We start from the raw sequence: 19,473 nt of genomic DNA on the forward strand, positions 1-19,473 counted from the left end.
TGCCAAAGTCTTAACATCATAACCTCATCCTGAAGCAATTTAATAGCGCTTTCATTTTTATGCTCGAAAGCGCCTTCCGCTTTCCGGCGGTTTGACTTATGATAAAGCTAATTCCTGGGTGAAAGGAAATCAACATGATAAGAAGAATGAACATGAAGCGCTTCATTTATTTCTTTGTTTTTTTCCTGTTGCTGACATTGAGCTTATTTTTCATTATGAACCAGTTGAGTTCAAAGACGCTGGAAGAAAGTCTGATCGGCGCTTCCAAAAAACAGCTTGAGTATACCAAAAGCATTCTCGACGGAATCATGTACGAAGCGAATATGTACGGAGTACAGTTTGCAGCCGACAACGATGTGCGCTTCTATCAGAACCAGGTTCTCGAGCTTAGCAATTACGAATCCCAAATGAAGAAGAACGAAATTGTCGAGCGACTGGAGAAGCCGCTTCTTTCCAGCCGATCAATCGACACAATAGGGATCTACTGGAAATCCGAAGGGACCTTTTTCTCTACTAACCGTGATCCTCAAGCCAAACTCCCATTCATCCAAGTCGAGAGCAAGGGGTGGCAGACCATCGACAACAGCCTCTATTATTTTGCCGTCTACCCCTACATACAAAAACCAGGACATCCCGAGCCGGTCCAATATGTCGTTGGCGTGAAGCTGAATACCGACTACTTAAAAAACCTGTTGAAGAAGGCTGTAAACGACGATAGCTCGAACGCCTTTTTTCTGATTAATGGCAGCCAACTGCTCTGGAGCGAGCAAGAAGTGGATCATGACCTGCTGAAAGCCGTGAGCGATATGCTGCTGCCCGATCCAACAGAAACTTTAAAGTATGACTATCATAACTATAAGGACGATTATTATATTCTATCCCGATACATTAAGCCGCTAGACACTTACCTTATCGCCTATACGCGAACAAATACTTTTTTGCAGCCGCTCGAACGCAGCCGGAAGGTTTTCCTTGCCAGCATTTTGGCGGTGTTGGGGCTTGGTCTGTTCGTCATCTTTACGTTTTACCGGAATTATTACCGTAATATCCGTCTGCTGGACAAAAAGTTTTTGCAGGTCGAACAAGGCAATTACAGTACCCGAATTACCGAAAACCCCGACAATGAATTTTACAATCTGTTCAGAAGCTTTAACCATATGGTTTCCGAAATCCAGGGGCTGTTTGCCTCTCTAAGGACGGAAACGGAGCTAAGGCGAAGCGCGGAGTTGAAACAACTGCAGGCCCAGATCAACCCGCATTTTTTATACAACAGTTTATTCTTTATTATGTCGATGGCTCGGTCTTCTCCGGACGCCGTTATGAAGATGAGCAAGCATTTGGCAGAATATTACCGTTATATAACCAAATTGGATCACTTCGTTGTCACCCTGGGCAGCGAGCTTAAGCTGGCCGAACATTTCCTGGCTATTATGGCGCTCAGCAAAAGGGTCGAATACGAGATTGGTCTTCCGCCCGAACTTGCTTCTCTGCCGATGATGCCTCTGATCATCCAGCCAGTGGTGGAGAACGCAATTCAACACGGGATTGAGGGACTGCAAGGAGCCCATAGGGTATCTATTGACATAACACAGACCGAAGCCTCGATCGTGATCAGGGTCTCGGATGACGGCAGAGGACTGGCGCCGGATGAAATCCGCAGGCTGAAGTCCCGGATCGCATGCAGCGCCCCGCCTGAGGGAACAGGAGGAGTTGGACTCTGGAATGTCAATCGGCGGTTAAAAAATACGTACGGCGAATCTAGCGGACTGCAATTTTCCGCCAATCATTGGGGGGGACTATCCGTCCTGCTGCTCATCCGTTACCCCCTTGAGAAAGGAGAGGCTCATGCAGCTTTTAATCGTTGACGATGGGCATTATGTAGTGGAATACCTGAAGCACTTGCTTGACTGGAAGGCTTACGGCATCGATCATATCGAAACCACGACCAATTCGATCAAAGCCAAGGAAGTGCTGACTCGAAGCCCTGTAGATATTCTGATCACGGATATCCGGATGCCCGAGATTTCGGGAATTGACCTGCTTCAGCATATCCACGAAACCGGTTTGCCGACCAAAGTCATCTTTCTCTCAGGCTATTCCCAGTTTGACTATGCGCAAAAAGGGCTCCGCCTGGGTGCGCTTGACTATTTACTCAAGCCTGTGGACAAAGACGATATGGAAAAAGCCATAGCCAAAGTCGTCGAAAAAATTCAGGAGAAGCGCAAGGTCCAGACCTTGGGGAATTCCGATGACAGTATGCCGAATCCGATCGACGACATCGACCGGATTCGGCATAACAAATATTTATGCAATAAAAGTATTGTAGACAAGGTGCAAACCTTTATCGAGAACCATCTTGATCATAGTCTTAGTCTGGATGAACTGGGCAAGATCGCACACCTTCATCCGGTCTACCTCTCCAAGCTTTTTAAACAGGAAACGGGAGAGAACGTGTCAAGCTATATTTCCAGAAAACGATTGGAAAAGGCCTCCCGCCTGCTGCTGGATTCTGATCTCCGCATAGCAGATATCTCGCGAATGGTCGGCTACAAAAAAGACCAGTATTTTATCCATTTGTTCAAGGAAGAATACGGAGTCACACCGCGCCAATATCGGAGATCCCGGTTGACGTAGTTCTGAAAGTGACTCTTCCGGCGTTGTGCATTACTATTCTCGGTTGCCGAGATTGCAAAGTTGTGCGGATACGAAAACGATTCCATGCGCCTCCATGCTGCAGATTTTATCGGCGAGCACATAGATTATGTATATTTTTTAGAAGAAAACAAGGTATAGCCGCAGTGCAATTGCAGCGAAGTAGAGAAGGAGGGAGCACTAACGCTGGCGAGAGCGTCCCTCCTGCATAATTGTCCGGCGCACAGCCGGAGTAAAGCCGATGCAAGGCCATGTCTCCAGCGACTATTTTTATCGGTCTAAGCCTGCTTCTGCTTGATTTCCGATACGATTCGCGCGATCAGTTCTCTGGTCTCTATAAGCCCTAAATCGCCCTCCCCGCGCTTTCTTACAGATACGGTTCCCGCCTCGGCTTCCTTATCGCCAATGACGAGCATGTACGGCACCTTCTCCAGTTGAGCTTCACGGAGCTTATAGCCCAGCTTCTCCTGGCGGATATCCAGCTCGGTCCGTATGCCGGCTTCTGCCAGCGACCGTTTGACCTCCAGCGCATATCCCAGCACCTGATCGGATACCGGGAGCAGCTTCACTTGCACGGGCGCTAGCCATAGCGGGAATGCTCCTGCATAATGCTCGGTCAGCATGCCGATGAAGCGATCAATGGAGCCGTAGACAGCACGGTGAATGACGACCGGCCGATGCTTCAGTCCATCCTCCCCGATATAGCTCAGCTCAAATTTCTCGGGCATCTGGAAGTCCAGTTGAATCGTGCCGCATTGCCAGCTCCGTTTCAAGGCGTCGAGAATATGAAAATCAATCTTGGGTCCATAGAATGCCCCGTCCCCCTCATTAAGCACATAATCAATTCCCCGCCGCTCCAGCACGCTGCGCAGTGAGGCTTCCGCCCGCTCCCAGAGCTCCTCCGAGCCCATGGAATCCTCTGGCCGGGTAGACAGCTCGATCTTGTACTCGAAGCCGAAAACCCGGTACATATAGTCGATCAGATCCATGATCTGTCCAATCTCCTCTTCAATCTGCTCAGGCAGTACAAATAGATGGGCATCATCCTGACAGAAGGTACGAACCCGCATCATGCCTCCCAAAGCACCGGACATCTCGTGCCGATGAACCTGGCCGAATTCCGAAATCCGAATCGGCAGCTCGCGATAGGAGCGCAGACTGTTCTTATAAATCAGCATATGCCCCGGACAATTCATCGGCTTCAGAGCATACTTGGTCTCATCCACCCAAGTAAAGTACATGTTGTCTTTATAGTGATCCCAGTGACCCGACTGCTCCCAAATCCGGTTGTTCATCATCAGCGGGGTACGAACCTCTTCATAATCGCGCTGCCGCTGAATTTCACGGGCAAAGTCCTCAAGAATCGTCCGGATCGTCATTCCCTTTGGAAGATAGAACGGCATGCCGGGAGCTTCCTCCGAGAACATGAACAGCTCCAGCTCTTTGCCAAGCTTGCGATGATCCCGGCGCTTGGCTTCCTCGAGAAATTGCAGATGCTCCTTCAACTGAGCCGCACTTGCAAAGGCAGTGCCATAGATACGCTGAAGCATCTCATTGTCGGAGTTCCCCCGCCAATAGGCTCCCGCAACACTCATTAGCTTGAACGCCTTGATCCGTCCAGTTGTCGGCACATGCGGACCCCGGCACAAATCAACAAATTCACCCTGCTCGTAAAGCGTGATCACTTCCTCTTCCGGCAGATCATGAATAAGCTCTACCTTGAATCTTTCGCCCTGCTGCTCAAATAATGCGAGGGCCTCCCCGCGTGAAACCTCTCTGCGGGTAATCGGGAGGTTCTCCTGAATAATTCCATTCATTTCCCGCTCGATCGAAGCAAGATCCTCCGTCGATAGCGGCCGCGGCAACGCCATATCATAATAGAACCCGTCCTCAATAACGGGACCGATACCCAAGCGGACCGCTTCTTCTCCGAAGATCCGTTTGACTGCCTGCGCCATGACGTGGGTACAGCTATGTCTCATGATGTCCAGTCCATCCCGGCTGTCCAAAGTCAAGATCTCCAAATGGCTGTTCTCCACAAGAGGACGATCAAGGTCGGCTATTCTGCCATCAAGCTTGCCAGCCACGGCCTGCCTAGCTAATCCGGTTCCGATCAGACCTGCCATTTCCCGGATCGTCGTCCCTTGCTGCACCTCCTTTACAGTCTCATCCGGCAATGTGATTTGAATTACCATGATCATCCTTCCTCCATTCTTCGATAATTGAATTTGAACGCCTGGCTATTTGGGACAAATGCACGCAAAAAAGCACTCGTCCACTTAGGGACGAGTGCATTCGACTCGTGGTTCCACCCTGCTTCGGTCTTGACCTGCAATTCATCTCTTCCCTTCAGCCAATCATAGCTAAGCAGGAGGATTCAGAAGTCAAAGACCCTCATCAGTATCTGTTAACGGGGATCAACCGGTGACGCTTACTCACCGTCTGGTGCTAGGAAGGTTTACCGTCTTCACACCAAACAGGTTCAACGCCACAGCTCCAAAGGGGTAATCGCCGATCGTTGCCGGAGAAGCTTGCAGCCAGTGCTCCTCTCTCTGTGCAGCCCGTATGTCGGAAATCATGTCTTCGGTCATCGCCTGAACTATTGATATTGTGTACTACAATAATCCAACAATGCGTCCGAAGTCAAGCGACATTTAACTTAACCGTTCCCCTCGCGATGCCATTCCGCTACAACAAGCTCTACGATACGCTGGGCAGTATCCTTCCGGTACGGCAGGACATGACCGTGATAAGGATAATACATCAGATAGCTGTATAACGTTTCATAGCCTCCCTTTTCCCACTCCTCGCGATGAGGCAGATAGCCCGCGCAGCCATTCGTGTAGCCATTAAGGAACAGCAACTGCGACTCGACTCTGAGAGAGGCTTCAAGCGAGATTTCACAAAAAATCTCATCCGGCAAGCCGCAAAAGCAACCTTCATTCAGGAAGAAGAACTGGACACTCGTCTCCTGGATTTGACTCACAATGCCAGCCTGTCTAAGCCGTTCGCACTCGTCCAGCCAGGACGCCCCCTCTATTCCAAACCGAGCGCGCGCCTCATCGGCGATTTGCAGCGCCTGCTCCTTTGAGGGCACGTCAGAATGAAATTCAATCTTCCTGCTATACAGGGAGAGGCGCTCCACTTGGCTCGGTTCAAATTGAAGCCGCTTAGCATCTTGCAGGATCAGGTCGGAAATTCGCTCCACATCCTGCAGCGTACCTCCGTTAATCGTGTTTACTCCTCTAGGCTTGAGATTTCCAGACGCTCCTTGAAGCAGCATGACCGGACATCCGAATTCATCCGACAGCTTGTCTCGGGTCATCCCGAAATAATCGCTGGATATATCCGTATGCTCCATCAGGATATTGGGATGTGCACCGACCCTTAGAACCAAAGCCAACGGGCGGGCGTTAGCTGCATTAACGATTTGGAGCGCTCCGAGGCGCTTATCTGCAAGCGAGCATCCATCCCTCCGATTTTCGGCTAATTCCGAATACGTGACCGACCAACCGATCAAGCAGGGCTGCAACTGGAGCAGCGCTTCCCGGGTCGCCTCAGCTACCTTGCTGCACAGCAGGGTGAAATATCTCTGTCCATTTAACGGTGATAACGGAGCGGGAGCAGAATGGGTATGTGAGAAATTAAGCATTATCCTGGCTACAGGAATGCCTAGTGCTTTCGCTGTTAACGAACGCAATTCATCCGATAGCTTCGCAGTCAGTCCAAGACTGTCTATCGCGATCAAACAGCTGCGCTCCTGTCCAAGCTCGAACAGAACGATCTGTACGCTTAGGCGATGCAGAATGCCTCTCGCTTGGCCGTCTCCCCTATAGCCGCCAATCAACTCAACCGGAAAATCGGGGGTAATGTCTTTTTGCGAAAATGCGGCTTTGCAATGATGGGTTAGATTCATTGAGCTCTCTCCTTAGTTATTCTTTGGATGGATCAAGCCTGAATCAGGGCCCCTTTTCTATCCTCTTCATGCATTCCCGGCCCTGTCAGGCTATGCATGAAGATTTAACAATAGCTAGGTTCATACCTCTCACTCCCGGATAATTTCTGATTTTCATTCCTCATATTACCATAGGGACATCATCTTTCCGGGGATAAAAGATCACATGCGAGTCATTCACTCCGTACTCAGCACCTCTAAAAGCCCCATCTCAAGACAGACGCGGAGCGACAAGGTTCGAAGCTCCTGTGCAAACCGGATATCGACCAGATCTCCATTCACCCCGGTCACCTCGCCCGTTCCGAAGCTGCGGTGCTTTATACTGTCTCCAGGCCGGATGGCGGGCGAATTGACGCTGCCTTCTGCCGATGACGCTGCCTGCTCCGGCTGCAACAGCGAGCGGACATGAGAGACGAAGCGGGACTCACCCGTCTTCTCTCCGCCCCGCTCCCGGCAGGAGATCAGTTCAAGTTGTTGCTTTGCCCGGGTCATACCGACATAAAATAAGCGAACCGCCTCCTCCATCCGACTCTCATCTCCGGATGAATAGGCTTTAATATCCTCGGAGGATGGAATCATGCCGTCCATCAGATCAATCATGTATACTCTCTCGAATTCAAGACCTTTCGCACTATGAAAAGTAGAAAGGGTTAACAGTTGTTGATCCTGCCGGTGTCTCTTAGAGGTCTTTAAAGCTGCCTCCAGCTCCTTCAACCTGGCCGCAAAGGCCTCCATCGACTCCTGCGTTCCGGCTATTTCCTCCAAGGTGCCCAGAATCTCATTCAAGTTATCCTTCCGGTGGCCTTGCCACTCGCACAGCTTGTCCAGCCCCTTATCGTACCCGAGTCTCTCACGGATCACCCGAATAGCCGGCAGCGGCGGCATCCCTTTCATCTCCCGCAAGGTATCGCGGACAGCTTCCAGCGGCTTGATTTGATAGTCCTTTAAGGGAACATGCCGGAGTAAATTATCGAACACGGATTCCTGATTGTCGATGCTCAGCAATTCTGCCATCTGTTGCTTGCTGATGTACCCGTTCATTTTCAAGTGTATTTTGTGGAGCAGGTCTGCACGTTTGTCCGTAAAGGTCATCCGCATGAAATTCAGAATATCCTCGACAACCCAATGGGAGAAGAAGCGATTATCCATATCCTTGATGTAAAACGGAATCGCTGCCTGATCCAGCGCATGAACCATGGCAATGGAGGAAGCATTGTTCCGATACAGAATCGCCGAACTCGCGAGCTGATCGCTATCCAAGGAGCGAAGCTCCTCCACCAGATAGGCTGCCTGTGCCCTTGAATCCGCGGCCGTATGGATATGGATGGTGCCCTCGTCTTCATTTTCCGTGTACATCTTCTTGTCATAGCGCTGCTTATTGCGCCGGATAAACCGGTCGGCTGTATTGACGATAACAGGGACTGACCGGTAATTTTGTTCCATGAAAAGCACTTCGGCGGAAGGATAGTAATCTCGGAAATGAAGCAGATATTCCGGTTCTGCGCCGCGCCAGCTGTAGATCGACTGGTCATCATCGGCCACGACGAACAAATTGCCGTGACGCTTCACCAGCTTGGAAATGAGCTCGTGCTGCACTAACGAGGTATCCTGACTTTCGTCTGTCAGCAGATAATCATATCTTTCCTGATAAGCTGAAAGCAGCGCAGGATGACGATCCAGCAAATCGTTAGCGAGCGTGAGCATATCATCGTAATCAACAAGCAGACAGGAATGGCTCGTACGCTTAAAGCGCTCATATTCTCTTAAGACCCGTTCCGCCTGAGCAACACTAACCTTGACCGCTCCCCATTGATCCTCGGATAGCATTTTATTCTTTACATAGCTGATATAAGTCGTCAGTTCCTCCATTTGGTCGTCTGTCAGCGGTTCTCCATTTATGGATTTATAAATATGCCGCAAGATGGCCTGCTTATATAAAGGCGGCTGATCCGGGGATGCGGAGCGGACTCCAGCCTGATCCATGCTCCCCTCGATAATCTGGAAGGAATCCGGCTCCCCCCGGTAATGCTCCCGAACAATCTCAAAGCAGAGGCTGTGGATCGTAGAGAACTGAACCTGTGCATGCTGACCCGGGAAATACCGGCTAAACCGCTCTTTCATTTCATTTGCAGAAGCACGGCTGAAAGTTACCGCCTTAATCCGGGACGGGTGGACCCCAAGTTCACGTACAAGATATCCGATTCGCATCAGCAATGTGGTTGTCTTACCCGAGCCTGGAGATGCAAGAAGCAGGACGGCTCCCTCTGTTTGGGTGACCGCCTGCTTCTGGATTTTGTTCAAAGATACGCCCAGTTCATTCTGGATATATGCAAAATAGTTCAACGGTAAATCAATGATCGTATCTGTGGCTGCTTCTGTAGTCATCATTGTCTATCCTTTCTACCCACAGGTATTCAAGATAGGATTATATCAGATTTCAGCCTTGGGGGCGTTGCCGGTCCAAATAAAAAAAACCAAGAATTCGTCTCCGAATCTTGGCTAGATCAAATTTTCGTTAATTTCAGCTATAGGAGTGGTTCTTGGTGTTACATAATTTCTGCATTTTTCAAGGCATGCTCCCAACTGGGAAAGTAGAATAAAGCGCTCCGCATTAACTGGGGATCCTTCTGCTTTACCTGCTTCTTGTTCACAGAGTTCCCCTCTGAATGAAGCTGTCTGATCCGGGCAAGAACCTGATCTGCATCAAGTGTAATATCCATCCCATCACCCCCCTTGGCTCCATCATTGCCATGAGCAGGGGAATCTATGCAGCAGGATTGGATTTTCCTTCCAATTCTTATTTAATTCCAATCCGCATCCGATATCCAAATCGCATGGTTCTACTACCTTCGCCGAATTCCTTTTCTACACGGATTCTAAAAGCTTCAATTGCCGGGGCAAGCGCCTCCGGCTGCAGCTTTAACACGGTCTGCAACCCGCCTTGGCTGAGTGCCAAGCCGATAAAACGCTCTGTAGTGCAGTCCTCCTGATGATGAAATACAATTTCCCGTGTATAACGAAATACTCCGCTCTCCCGAAGGGTCGCAAGATGCTTTTCTTTATCGCGCTTAACCGCACCGCTGTCTGGCGCCTCAAGCCGCTCCAGAAGCTCATCCCCGGCTGCGATCAGCCGCATATATTCCTGCTCCAGCTGCCACCCGATCACAGGAGGCCAATCGCAATCAAAGGCAGCGAATACACCCCCTGGCTTCAGCACCCGATTTACTTCCTGCAACGTGCTGATCGGCTCCATCCAGTGGAACGACTGGGAGCAGGTGATCAGGTCAACCGACTCGTCCGCAGTATCCAGCCGATTAGAAAATCCCTTGACGAAGGTAATTGCATCTGCACCGCTGCTGCGTAGCTTGGCCTCCGCCTGTTCTCTCATCCCGTCATTAGGTTCTACTCCGATGACACGCTCCGCATGTCCAGTCCAGATCATGGTCGAGAGACCCGTTCCACACCCGATATCCATAACGAGCTGCGGCTTCCGTCCCAAATAGCCTTCAAGAATCTCAAGAACTGCCTTCGGCGCCTCTGGACGATGCTGATCATACAGGGCTGCAAAGCCGGTGAATCTCTCCACATTTTCTTGTCTGTTTCCCGCAGGTATATTCATCTTCCGCTTCTCCTCTCCCGAATTGTTATCATTATACCATTTCAGGAAGGAGGTTGAAGCTGGTCGCCAGGCTCGGCATTGGTTTCTATTCGGATTTCATCCGGCATACGCTTCGGCTTGGAGACACCCGGAACCTCCCGAGGATAGAATTCGATCATCTCCGAAGAATACACCGTGATTTGGACCCTGCCCTGACCCGAGAATGTCCGCAGCAACACAGGCTGATTATACGGATTGCGAAAAGCAAAATCAGGACCTCCCCAGCTGACCGTTGCATCCCGTCCGGAAGGGACATAAGGAACGTGCCTGCTGTGCGAATAACGATGGACGACCTGTAATCCGGCACGGTCAATCGCATTAAACAGAGTGGAGGAGACTTGGCAGATACCGCCCCCAATGCCTTCGGATAATTCTCCCCGTACGATTACCGGCGCCTGCTTATAACCTTTCTCCTGGGTTCGGATTCCTACCGTTTCGTTGAAGGAAAACGTCTCTCCGGGGAATACAACAGTATTGTCGATGGCCTTTGCCGCCAGATGGATATTATGGGAGCGGCTCTGATTGCGGGAATTATAATAAGTCACATAATAACCGATCGCCTTTTCTCGCAGCGGAGCCAATATTTCACTGTCTACCCGCGGATAAAGCGCCCTTCGAGGAACCTCAACCGCTGGCGAGCCTTCTCCATACATAAAATCATAAAACAGCTCAGCAAAACGCTCTTCATCCAGCGTATAGCCAATAACCTCCGGAATAATCGCACCGGAATTTCCGAATCGGGCGTTCTCCGGCTGCTTGTGCACCACGGGAACAAGACTTTTCATCAGCGAATCCAGTTTGGCTTGATCCACAAGGGGCCAGACCGGCTGCTCATATTCCTGTCTCTCCACATTAGCTATCGTCTGTTCTTTGAAGTTAATTGATAAATGATCCGGCACTGCAGGCTGTAGCGCCAGTATTGTTGATACCGCTGTGGCTGCAATCCATTTCAAAGCGTATACACCTTCGATCCAAGTCCAATTTTTGATTAGCTTGACCTGAATCCCTATATCTCATACCACCCTGAAGACATACAACCTATGAAGCAGCAAAAGACACAGGCTGGAGCTTTGTCCCACCGTAACGGGTGGGTTGCAACATGATTAGCACAGCCAACCACAAGCGGTTCCCCATTTGGCCGGAAGACAACAGCATGTGGGGGGACGAGGGAGGCCCGCTATTCGCTCATGCGACAAAACAAGTGACATATGGCATTAAAATTGCTGGGTCACATGAATAGCCGCTCGGGAACGTAAAATTGTCCCAGAGCGGCTGCGGCTGCGGCTGTTCCATTTCATTCTACTATTCAGAGGAAGTATAAATAAGATATTCCCAAGGCTCCAAGGTGACATGCTGCTCAGCTGCTAAGGCTACAGAGGCTCCATCCTTGAAAGATCTGTATTCTCCGGCAAAGGAACCTATCTGAACCTTGTCCTCGACTGCTTCAGACGATAGGTTGGCCACAACGATCACCTTGCTGTCTCCCTTTTCCCTGGCAAAAGCCAGTACTGGGTCTCCCCCGGTGTCAAGACGTTCAAAGCTGCCTCCTGCATCCCCGTTCCACAGCGCTGGATGGGTATGCTTCAGCTCCGTTAATTTCTTGTAAAAATCCTGCATGCCGAGATCATCCCAGACAATCTCATCCTTCTCAAAAAATTGCAGTCGCTTGTTCAGTCCCGCCTCTTGCCCGGAATAGATCAGAGGCATCCCCGGTATAGTGAACGTGAGAACCGCCATCGGCTCAACGGCCTCGCCCAGCCGTTCGAATTCTGTCCCGGTCCATGAATTCTCATCATGGTTCGAAGTGAAGTGCAGCGGATAGGTGCCGCTCGGATAGCCGGTGCTTATCCGTTCGCCATAGCGAAGCACTTGCTCCACGCGGCTCTGTCCCTGTTCCTTTGCAATGCTGTTCATCAGATTGTAGAACTGCCAGCCGTAATTGGCATTGAAGGCATAGCTAAGCAGCTTGATCTGCTGATCGTCTTCAGCGAGCATAAAGACCGGTTTGATCTGCTCCAATTGCTTGCGGGCCTCTTCCCAGAAATCCGCCGGCACCCCGCCTGCATAATCACAGCGGAATCCATCGATATCAAATTCCTCGACCCAGTATGTCATGGCATCCAGCATGGCGGCCCTCATCTCGGAGTTATCGAAGTTCAGGTCCGCCACATCCGACCAGTTCGTTCCCGGCGGTTGTACGACATTGCCCGCTTCATCGGTCGTGTACCAGCCGGGATTGCCCAGCCATTCATGATCCCATCCGGTGTGATTGGCGACCCAATCCAGCACGACCTTGAAGCCCATGTCATGGGCCTGCTCCACCAACGCCCTGAAATCCTCTTCACCCCCGAACTCCGGGTTAATTCCCTTGTAATCTTGCACGGCGTAATACGATCCCAGCGAGCCGTTGCGCTTCGCTTCCGAGATCGGATGAATCGGCATCAGCCAAAGAATATCGACGCCAAGCTCCTTGAGCCGGGGCAGATGCTCGGCGAAGGCGCGGAACGTCCCCTCCTTTGTATATTGCCGTACATTGACCTCATACATCACGGCTTGATCCGCCCACTCCGGAACCGGAGCAGACCGGGATATCGGCTCCTTCTCTCCTTGCGGCTTCTTGTCACCTTCCCCTGTGTCTCCGCCGGAAGTCCCTCCACAGGCACTGAGCCCCAGGATTGAAATCATGAGCGGAACGGCAACGAGCCATTTCTTCGGTTTATTCAAAGCATTAACCTCCCGGTTATTTCTGGTGAATCCGAATTTCCATGTCTGACGACGGGCGGGAGATCCATAACGTCAATTCCTGCTCGGCTTCGTCGTAATAAGTTTCAGGGCTGTTTGACCCTTCAAAGGCTCCGTCCGCTGAAATTGCGCCTACGGCGATTTCTCCCGGCAAGAAGGACAAATGCTTGAACCGCAGCCGCCAGGTATCCTGTGAGGTCCCATAGCCGGAATGCAGCGTATCGATGCGCAGCTTGATCACGCTCGCCTCTTCCCGAAGCCGGAAGCGGTGCAGACTGTAGGCGCCAGCTCCGTAATCCAGGGTCAGCCCGTCGTCCTCATACAGCTCAAAATGACCTGCCGACTCGTCCCCCGAATACACATCGATCGTCAACTCCCTCTGTGCTTCAAGGGCCGTCGACTCTACAACCGGTTGATGCGGCACGATCGCTCCTGCCTTTACGTAGAGCGGCAGACGTTCGAGCGGAGCCTCCGCCAGAATATGCCGCCCGCCTTCGTATCGCTGACCGGACCAGTAATCGATCCAGGTCCCCGCCGGCAAGTAAACGGCCCGGCAGGTCGTCCCCGGACGATATACCGGTGCGGCAAGCAATTGCTCGCCCAACAGGAACTGGTCACACAGATTCGTGACATTCGGATCCTCCGGATACTCCAGCACCAGCGGGCGAAGGACCGGAAGCCCGGTTTCGGCCGCTTCCCGGAACACCGAATAGATCAGGGGCAGCAAGCGATATCTCAATCCGATATACTCCCGGCAGATCTCCTCCACCTCCGGGCCAAAGCACCACGGCTCCTGGCGGATCGAACGAAGCTCGCTGTGATTGCGGCAATACGGGAACAAGGCTCCCATCTGCGTCCAGCGGACAAGCAATTCCCCGCTCGTATGGTGAGCGAAGCCGCCGATGTCGGGCCCGGCAAATGCCACGCCCGACAGCCCCAGGTTCAGCACCATCGGTATGGACATCGCCATATGCTCCCAGAAGCTGCGGTTATCTCCTGTCCATACCGCGGCGTATCGCTGAATCCCGGCGTAACCGGCTCGCGTCAGCACAAAGGGACGGTGTCCGTTCAGGTTGCGCTTCATGCCTTCGGCGGTCGCCTCGGACATTAACAGTCCGTACAGATTATGAATCTCTCCGTGGCTGACAGGCTCCCCGTTATTGCCGTGCATCGTATCCAGATCCATCGTCATCGACGGGTTGAATACCGCCGGCTCGTTCATATCGTTCCAGATTCCTTCGATACCCATCTCCGTGTAGAAGCGGTGCAAATCCCCCCACCATTCCGAGGCGCGATCCTCCGTAAAATCCGGAAAGACGCTCATCCCCGGCCAGACCGGCCCGACGAAGGGCTGACCATCCGGCTTCAGGCAGAAATAGCCGTTCATTGTCCCTTCCTTGAACACCGGGTAGTTCATGTCCAGCTTCACGCCGGGGTCGACAATCGGCACGATCCGGATGCCCAGCTTCTTAAGCTCCGCAATCATTCCCTTGGGGTCGGGGAACCGTTCCGGATCAAAGGTAAAGACCCGGTATCCTTCCATATAGTGAATGTCGAGATAGATGGCATCACAGGGAATCTGCTTCGCCCGGAACGTGCGGGCCAGCTCCAGCACCTCCTCCTGCGACATATAGCTATAGCGCGATTGATGATACCCCAGCGCCCAGTGGGGCGGCAGCTCCATCCGTCCCGTCAGGGATGTATAGCGCGAGACGACGCCCTTCATATCCGGTCCCGGAATGAAATAGTAATCCATGCTCCCTGTTTCGGTCTGCATCAGAAAGCTGTCCGTGTTGCTTCGCATATCAAAAAACGTTCTTCCCGGATTATCCAGGAACAAACCGTACGTGTAGTCTTCCTCATGAACGACGAGCAGCGGAATAGATTGATATAATGCCTCGATCTCCGGAACATGCGGAGCATAAACATCGCTGTTCCACATTTCATAACGCTCGCCCTTCTTATCGAGAGCCCCTGTCTTTTCACCAAGACCGTAGAAATGCGCCGATTTCCCAGCCGTAAACAGTCCGGTGACAGCCTGGCTCTCATCCCATGCCAGCGGAGCCTGATCCGCAATGAATTGGCGGCTGCCGCTCATAAACGAAATCCCGCCATCCTGCTTGCTGATAGACAGAATCGCCTCGCTGGTCGCAAGTGTATACTTATCTCCCTCTTCCGTAAGCCGCGCCTCCGGCAATGTCCCCCCTGAATTCTCCTGCGGTACAACCGCAACGGTAGATTTCATCGAGAGAACTGCATCCTCGCCGGCAGCCCCCGGGAAGAGCTTGAACCGAATCATCCCGCGCGGAAGGATCCGGATCACCAGACTCCCGTTTTCTGCGCTGATGATCAGGTCCTGTTCCTGCCTTCGAACAGACTGAACCGGGCCGAGGGTCATAGACCCGATCGTTCGGCCAACGGCCTGCACCTTATCAGGACTGATTGCTTCACTTGTCAGCATGTCTCTGCTTCCTCCTGCCAATTACGCTATAAATTTGATGATAGGCAAGTACGTAAAATGCTCCCTTGCTTTTATCTAAATCTCAATCATTTATCAATATTAGAAAATGAAGCCGCACACTCAACCCTTGACCGATCCGAGCGTGATGCCTTTGACGAAATATTTTTGCAGGAACGGATAGATGACCAGCAGCGGCAGCATGGAAATAAAGATTTTCGCCGCATTCAAGGTCTGGTTCGATAGATTGGACATCCGTTTCACCGATTCCTCGTCCATCTTGGTCGGGTCGATGACGACGGCTACCTGCCGGATATAGGATTGCAGCGGGTAATGATCCGCCTTGTTCATCAGCACGAGCCCTTGGAAAAATTCATTCCAGTGGTACACGATGGTGAATACCAGCACCGTAGCCAGCACCGGCATCGCCAGCGGCAGCAAAATGCTGAACAGGATCCGCCAAGGCCCTGCGCCGTCGATCAAGGCCGATTCCTCCAGCTCCTTGGGCATATTACGGATATAGTTCATGACCAGAATGACGTTAAAGACCGGCAATCCTCCGCCTAATACAAGCCCCCAGATGCTGTTGATCATACCCAGCGATTTCATCGTCAAATACCATGGAACAAGTCCGCCGTTAAACAGCATGACGAAGATCAGCAGCCACATGATGACGTTTCGCGGGCGGAATTCCTTCGACGTCTTCGAAAGCGGATACGACATTAACAGAATCGCAAAGAACGAGATGGCCGAGCCATACGCGACCCGCTGCACCGAGATGAAGAAGGACCTCAGAAACTGGCTGTCATTCACAATGGTTCTGTACGAATCAAAGGTAAAGCCCTTGGGCCATAAAAATACACTCCCTGCCGCAGCCGCAGCTTTGTCGCTGAGTGAGATGGACAGGGTATACCACACCGGTAAGAGGCACAGCAGCATGGTCAGAATCAATACAACGACATTCAAGCCGTTAAATAATCGGGATAACGCCGAACGTTCGGTAACCATATGACTTCATCCTTTGTCTTAAAAAATCCGGTAGTTGGCGAACCGGTACGCCAGACTGTAAGAGAGCGTAATCAGAACAAATCCGACCACCGATTTCAGCAAGCCTACTGCGGTGGCAAGCCCGTATTGCATGTCGATCAGGCCTGCGCGGTACACCCAGGTGTCGATAATGTCTCCTGTCGAATAGACGGACGGGTTGTAGAGGTTGAAAATCTGGTCGAACCCGGCATTCAGAATGTTGCCGAGACTCAGCGTAGCGAGCAGAACGGCAACCGGCAAAATGCTCGGGATCGTAATCTTCGTCAGCCGCTTCCATTGAGAAGCCCCGTCGATGGCGGCCGCCTCGTACATTTCCGGATTGATCGAGGTCAGCGCCGAGAAGAAAATGATCGCATTGAACCCGAATTCCTTCCACACATCGCTTCCTACCAGAAGGGCCGGAAACAGTCTTTCATTTGTGAAGAACATCATCGGCTGTACGCCTAACACTTCCAACAACGAGTTAACCGGGCCGTTATAAGAGAAAATATCCAGCATCATTCCGGCCACGATGACCCAGGAGAGAAAGTGGGGCAAATACACTGCAGTCTGTACCGTCCGGGTAAAAAGCTTGTGCTTCACTTCATTCAGCATCAGCGCAAAGGCGAGCGGAACGAGCAGGTTGCCTACCATTTTCGAAAAGGCGATCAGGATCGTATTTCTGAAAATCAGCTTGCTATCGTCAAGCTCGAACATATATTGAAAATTCTCCAGCCCGACCCACGGCGACTTCAGAATACCAAGGCCCGGATTAAATTCCTTGAACGCCGTCAGAATGCCGTACATGGGCAGCAGATTGTAAAAGAAAAGCCAGATCAGACCCGGCAGCAGCATCAGATAATAATGTCTGTTAAAGCCTTTGTTCAGCATGCTTCATATCTCCTTATTAGGATGTCAAGACGAGTACCAGGTACCCGTCTTGACGAAGAATCAACCTATTTAAGTTCGTTCACTTCTTCAGTGATTTTGTCGCCGCCTTGCTCCTTCCATTTCTCCACAAAGGTATCAAACGAATCCAGATCGGCGCTGCCCATAATAATCTTCAGGAATGTCTCATCCTCGAGCTTCTTCAGATTGGTCCATCTGGACTCCATCGTCTTGGTCTGAGCCGTGGCGATACTGCGTACCCAGTTGATATCGGCATCCACGAAGGCGGAACCGCCATTCAAGTGGGCGTACAGGTGAGTGAAGAATCCGGCATCGGTCTCTTGATCCCAGTATTCGATATCATAGTTATCCATCGGATCTTTCTTGACATTCAGTGCATGGTTCGCCATTTCATAAGCCCAGCCATAGTTGTTATTGTCGAAGTCTTCCAAGGTCATTTTGCCTGCAAGGTAGTCGCGAAGCGAGTTCACAGCATACTCAAGCTGGTCGCCGGCACCCAGAATCAGGAACAACGGCACCTCTTGCGAGGTCATTTGCTTGCCTGCGGTCAGGGTCTGATATTCTTCATCCTTGCCCCATTGATGGAGTGTCGTCATCTTGATGACGGTCTCCGGATGCTTGTAATTCTTGCTGACTACGAGATAGCTGCTGCCTGTGGCCGAGTTGGAATTAAACTTGCCGGAAGCATCGAGAGGAGCGGCATAGGCTCTCCAGTTGGCCTTCGGATCGTTCTTGATATTGTCAGGAATGTTGTTATAGGCGGACCACCAAGGCCCGAAGAAAATACCGGTCTGGCCGCTTGCTACAACCTCGCCTGTGCTCTTGCGTACGCCCAGCTCTTTATCAAGAATGCCCTTGGCATACCAATCTCTCATCAGGGCAAGCGTCTCCTTCGTCTCTGGTGTTATGGAGCCGTACACGGCATTGCCGTCTGCATCCTTCACCCAAATCCCCGGATAGGCGCCGTTGGCAAAGAAGATCGAGGAGAAGTTATACCAATGATCCGTCGAGTTCAGGAAGGTAGAATAGAGTGTTCCGCCTTGCTGCGTGCCGACGATGCCGATCGTATTTTCGCCGCCCATTTTATTGTCGATGAACGCTTGGGCGATTTTCTCAATGTCCTCGAGCGTCTTCGGCGGCTCCAGGCCCAGCTGGTCGAGCCAGTCCTTACGAATCCAGGTCAGCGGAGCGGAAGGAAGCGTCGTCTCCGGAAGGGCATACAGCTTGCCGTCGAAGGTTACGCTGTCCAGCAGCCCAGGGTTGGAATCGTAAACCGCTTTCAAAGCCGGGCTTGCGTATTTCTCATATACTTCCTTCAGGTCGGCCAGTTGTCCGGCTTTCACCATTTGTCTCAGCTGAGTTTCGTTGACGATCATTGCATCCGGCAGATCATTACTGGAGATCGCCAGACTGACCTTTTGCTGGTAATCGGTGCCGTTAGCCGCTTCCCAGGCATGCTTGACGACGATATTGTATTTGTCTTTGAGCCAGCGGGTGTAGACGTTATCCTCTGACGTATCTGTGCCGTCAAACTTGTAGTTCGGGTCGATGCCCCGGCCGACGGAAATCTCGGTAGGCTCATCGAACTTCGCGAACGGGTCCGCCACTTCTTCCACCACCGGCGTGTTCGTTCCGCTATTGCCGCCCGATGCATCGGGACTGTTCGAGGCGTTGCCCCCGGCATTCTTATTACCGCCGCCGCAAGCGGACAGGCTCATCGCTACGAGAATGACCGAAAGCAATAACAACAAATGCTTTTTCATTTTGCTCCCCCTTTAGGATGGTTACTTCTTGTGACGACTTCACTATAGCACGGGCTTCCCGCTGCGCGGGATAGAGAGCTTTCGCTGATCAGGGTAGAGAATTTGATGCTTTCTGGATTCAACCCTGCGGATACTGGCGATAGATTTCATACCTCGTCCTGTGTGACAAAATACCTTCAACCCGTTGATAGAACACCAAGTCCAGGTTGACAGGAGATGAGTTCCGCTTACGCTGGAATTTGCTGATTTTGTGCGGAATTTCGTATAAAAGCCTTCGTCTAAAGGGCCTTATCGGTGCCTTTGTACGAAA

14 protein-coding genes are annotated in these 19,473 nt (G+C 51.6%); 2 read left to right on the forward strand and 12 right to left on the reverse strand.

Annotated elements, in window-relative coordinates; translation table 11 throughout:
• Positions 1–134 precede the first annotated feature (134 nt).
• Positions 135–1,865, forward strand: a complete 1,731-nt coding sequence (locus tag KI362_RS15525) for a sensor histidine kinase (protein ID WP_301628392.1) — start codon at positions 135–137, stop codon at positions 1,863–1,865.
• Entirely contained in the window at positions 1,846–2,634 is a 789-nt protein-coding gene (locus KI362_RS15530; protein WP_301628394.1) for a response regulator transcription factor, read from the forward strand. Before KI362_RS15525 ends, KI362_RS15530 begins: the two co-directional genes overlap by 20 nt.
• Positions 2,635–2,930: 296 nt before the next feature.
• On the opposite strand, the gene thrS is transcribed toward KI362_RS15530, so the two are convergent.
• From thrS to KI362_RS15590, 12 genes are all read right to left on the reverse strand, one after another.
• Positions 2,931–4,847 (reverse strand): threonine--tRNA ligase, encoded by a 1,917-nt coding sequence (thrS, locus tag KI362_RS15535; RefSeq protein WP_301628396.1) that lies wholly within the window; start codon positions 4,845–4,847, stop codon positions 2,931–2,933.
• A 240-nt stretch (positions 4,848–5,087) separates the two neighbouring features.
• The gene (locus KI362_RS15540; RefSeq protein WP_301628398.1) at positions 5,088–5,231 is read right to left on the reverse strand and encodes a hypothetical protein; all 144 of its coding nucleotides are present in this window, start codon (positions 5,229–5,231) and stop codon (positions 5,088–5,090) included.
• Positions 5,232–5,311: 80 nt separating this feature from the next.
• The gene (locus tag KI362_RS15545; RefSeq protein ID WP_301628399.1) at positions 5,312–6,568 is read right to left on the reverse strand and encodes a hypothetical protein; all 1,257 of its coding nucleotides are present in this window, start codon (positions 6,566–6,568) and stop codon (positions 5,312–5,314) included.
• A 216-nt stretch (positions 6,569–6,784) separates the two neighbouring features.
• On the reverse strand, positions 6,785–8,992 hold the full coding sequence (locus tag KI362_RS15550) for an ATP-dependent helicase (protein WP_301628400.1): 2,208 nt from the start codon (positions 8,990–8,992) through the stop codon (positions 6,785–6,787).
• Positions 8,993–9,153: 161 nt separating this feature from the next.
• Positions 9,154–9,327, reverse strand: coding sequence for a hypothetical protein (locus KI362_RS15555; RefSeq protein WP_187375193.1), 174 nt, complete (start codon positions 9,325–9,327; stop codon positions 9,154–9,156).
• A 77-nt stretch (positions 9,328–9,404) separates the two neighbouring features.
• A complete protein-coding gene (locus tag KI362_RS15560; protein WP_301628402.1) occupies positions 9,405–10,226 on the reverse strand; it encodes a class I SAM-dependent methyltransferase in 822 nt (273 codons plus the stop codon).
• A gap of 41 nt (positions 10,227–10,267) precedes the next feature.
• Positions 10,268–11,218, reverse strand: a complete 951-nt coding sequence (locus KI362_RS15565; RefSeq protein WP_301628404.1) for a VanW family protein — start codon at positions 11,216–11,218, stop codon at positions 10,268–10,270.
• Between the two features lie 349 nt (positions 11,219–11,567).
• Positions 11,568–12,989 carry an alpha-amylase family glycosyl hydrolase gene (locus KI362_RS15570; RefSeq protein WP_301628406.1) on the reverse strand — a complete coding sequence of 474 codons (1,422 nt, stop codon included), beginning with the start codon at positions 12,987–12,989 and terminating at the stop codon, positions 11,568–11,570.
• 16 nt (positions 12,990–13,005) lie between these two features.
• Entirely contained in the window at positions 13,006–15,468 is a 2,463-nt protein-coding gene (locus KI362_RS15575; RefSeq protein ID WP_301628408.1) for a glycoside hydrolase family 31 protein, read from the reverse strand.
• Positions 15,469–15,588: 120 nt separating this feature from the next.
• Positions 15,589–16,473: a carbohydrate ABC transporter permease gene (locus KI362_RS15580; protein WP_301628410.1), complete on the reverse strand. Its 885-nt coding sequence runs from the start codon at positions 16,471–16,473 to the stop codon at positions 15,589–15,591.
• Between the two features lie 18 nt (positions 16,474–16,491).
• On the reverse strand, positions 16,492–17,382 hold the full coding sequence (locus tag KI362_RS15585; RefSeq protein WP_301628412.1) for an ABC transporter permease: 891 nt from the start codon (positions 17,380–17,382) through the stop codon (positions 16,492–16,494).
• A gap of 65 nt (positions 17,383–17,447) precedes the next feature.
• Positions 17,448–19,163, reverse strand: a complete 1,716-nt coding sequence (locus KI362_RS15590) for an extracellular solute-binding protein (RefSeq protein ID WP_301628415.1) — start codon at positions 19,161–19,163, stop codon at positions 17,448–17,450.
• Positions 19,164–19,473: the final 310 nt, after the last annotated feature.

This window comes from Paenibacillus apis (assembly GCF_018333295.1).
Lineage (GTDB): Bacteria > Bacillota > Bacilli > Paenibacillales > Paenibacillaceae > Fontibacillus > Fontibacillus antibioticophila.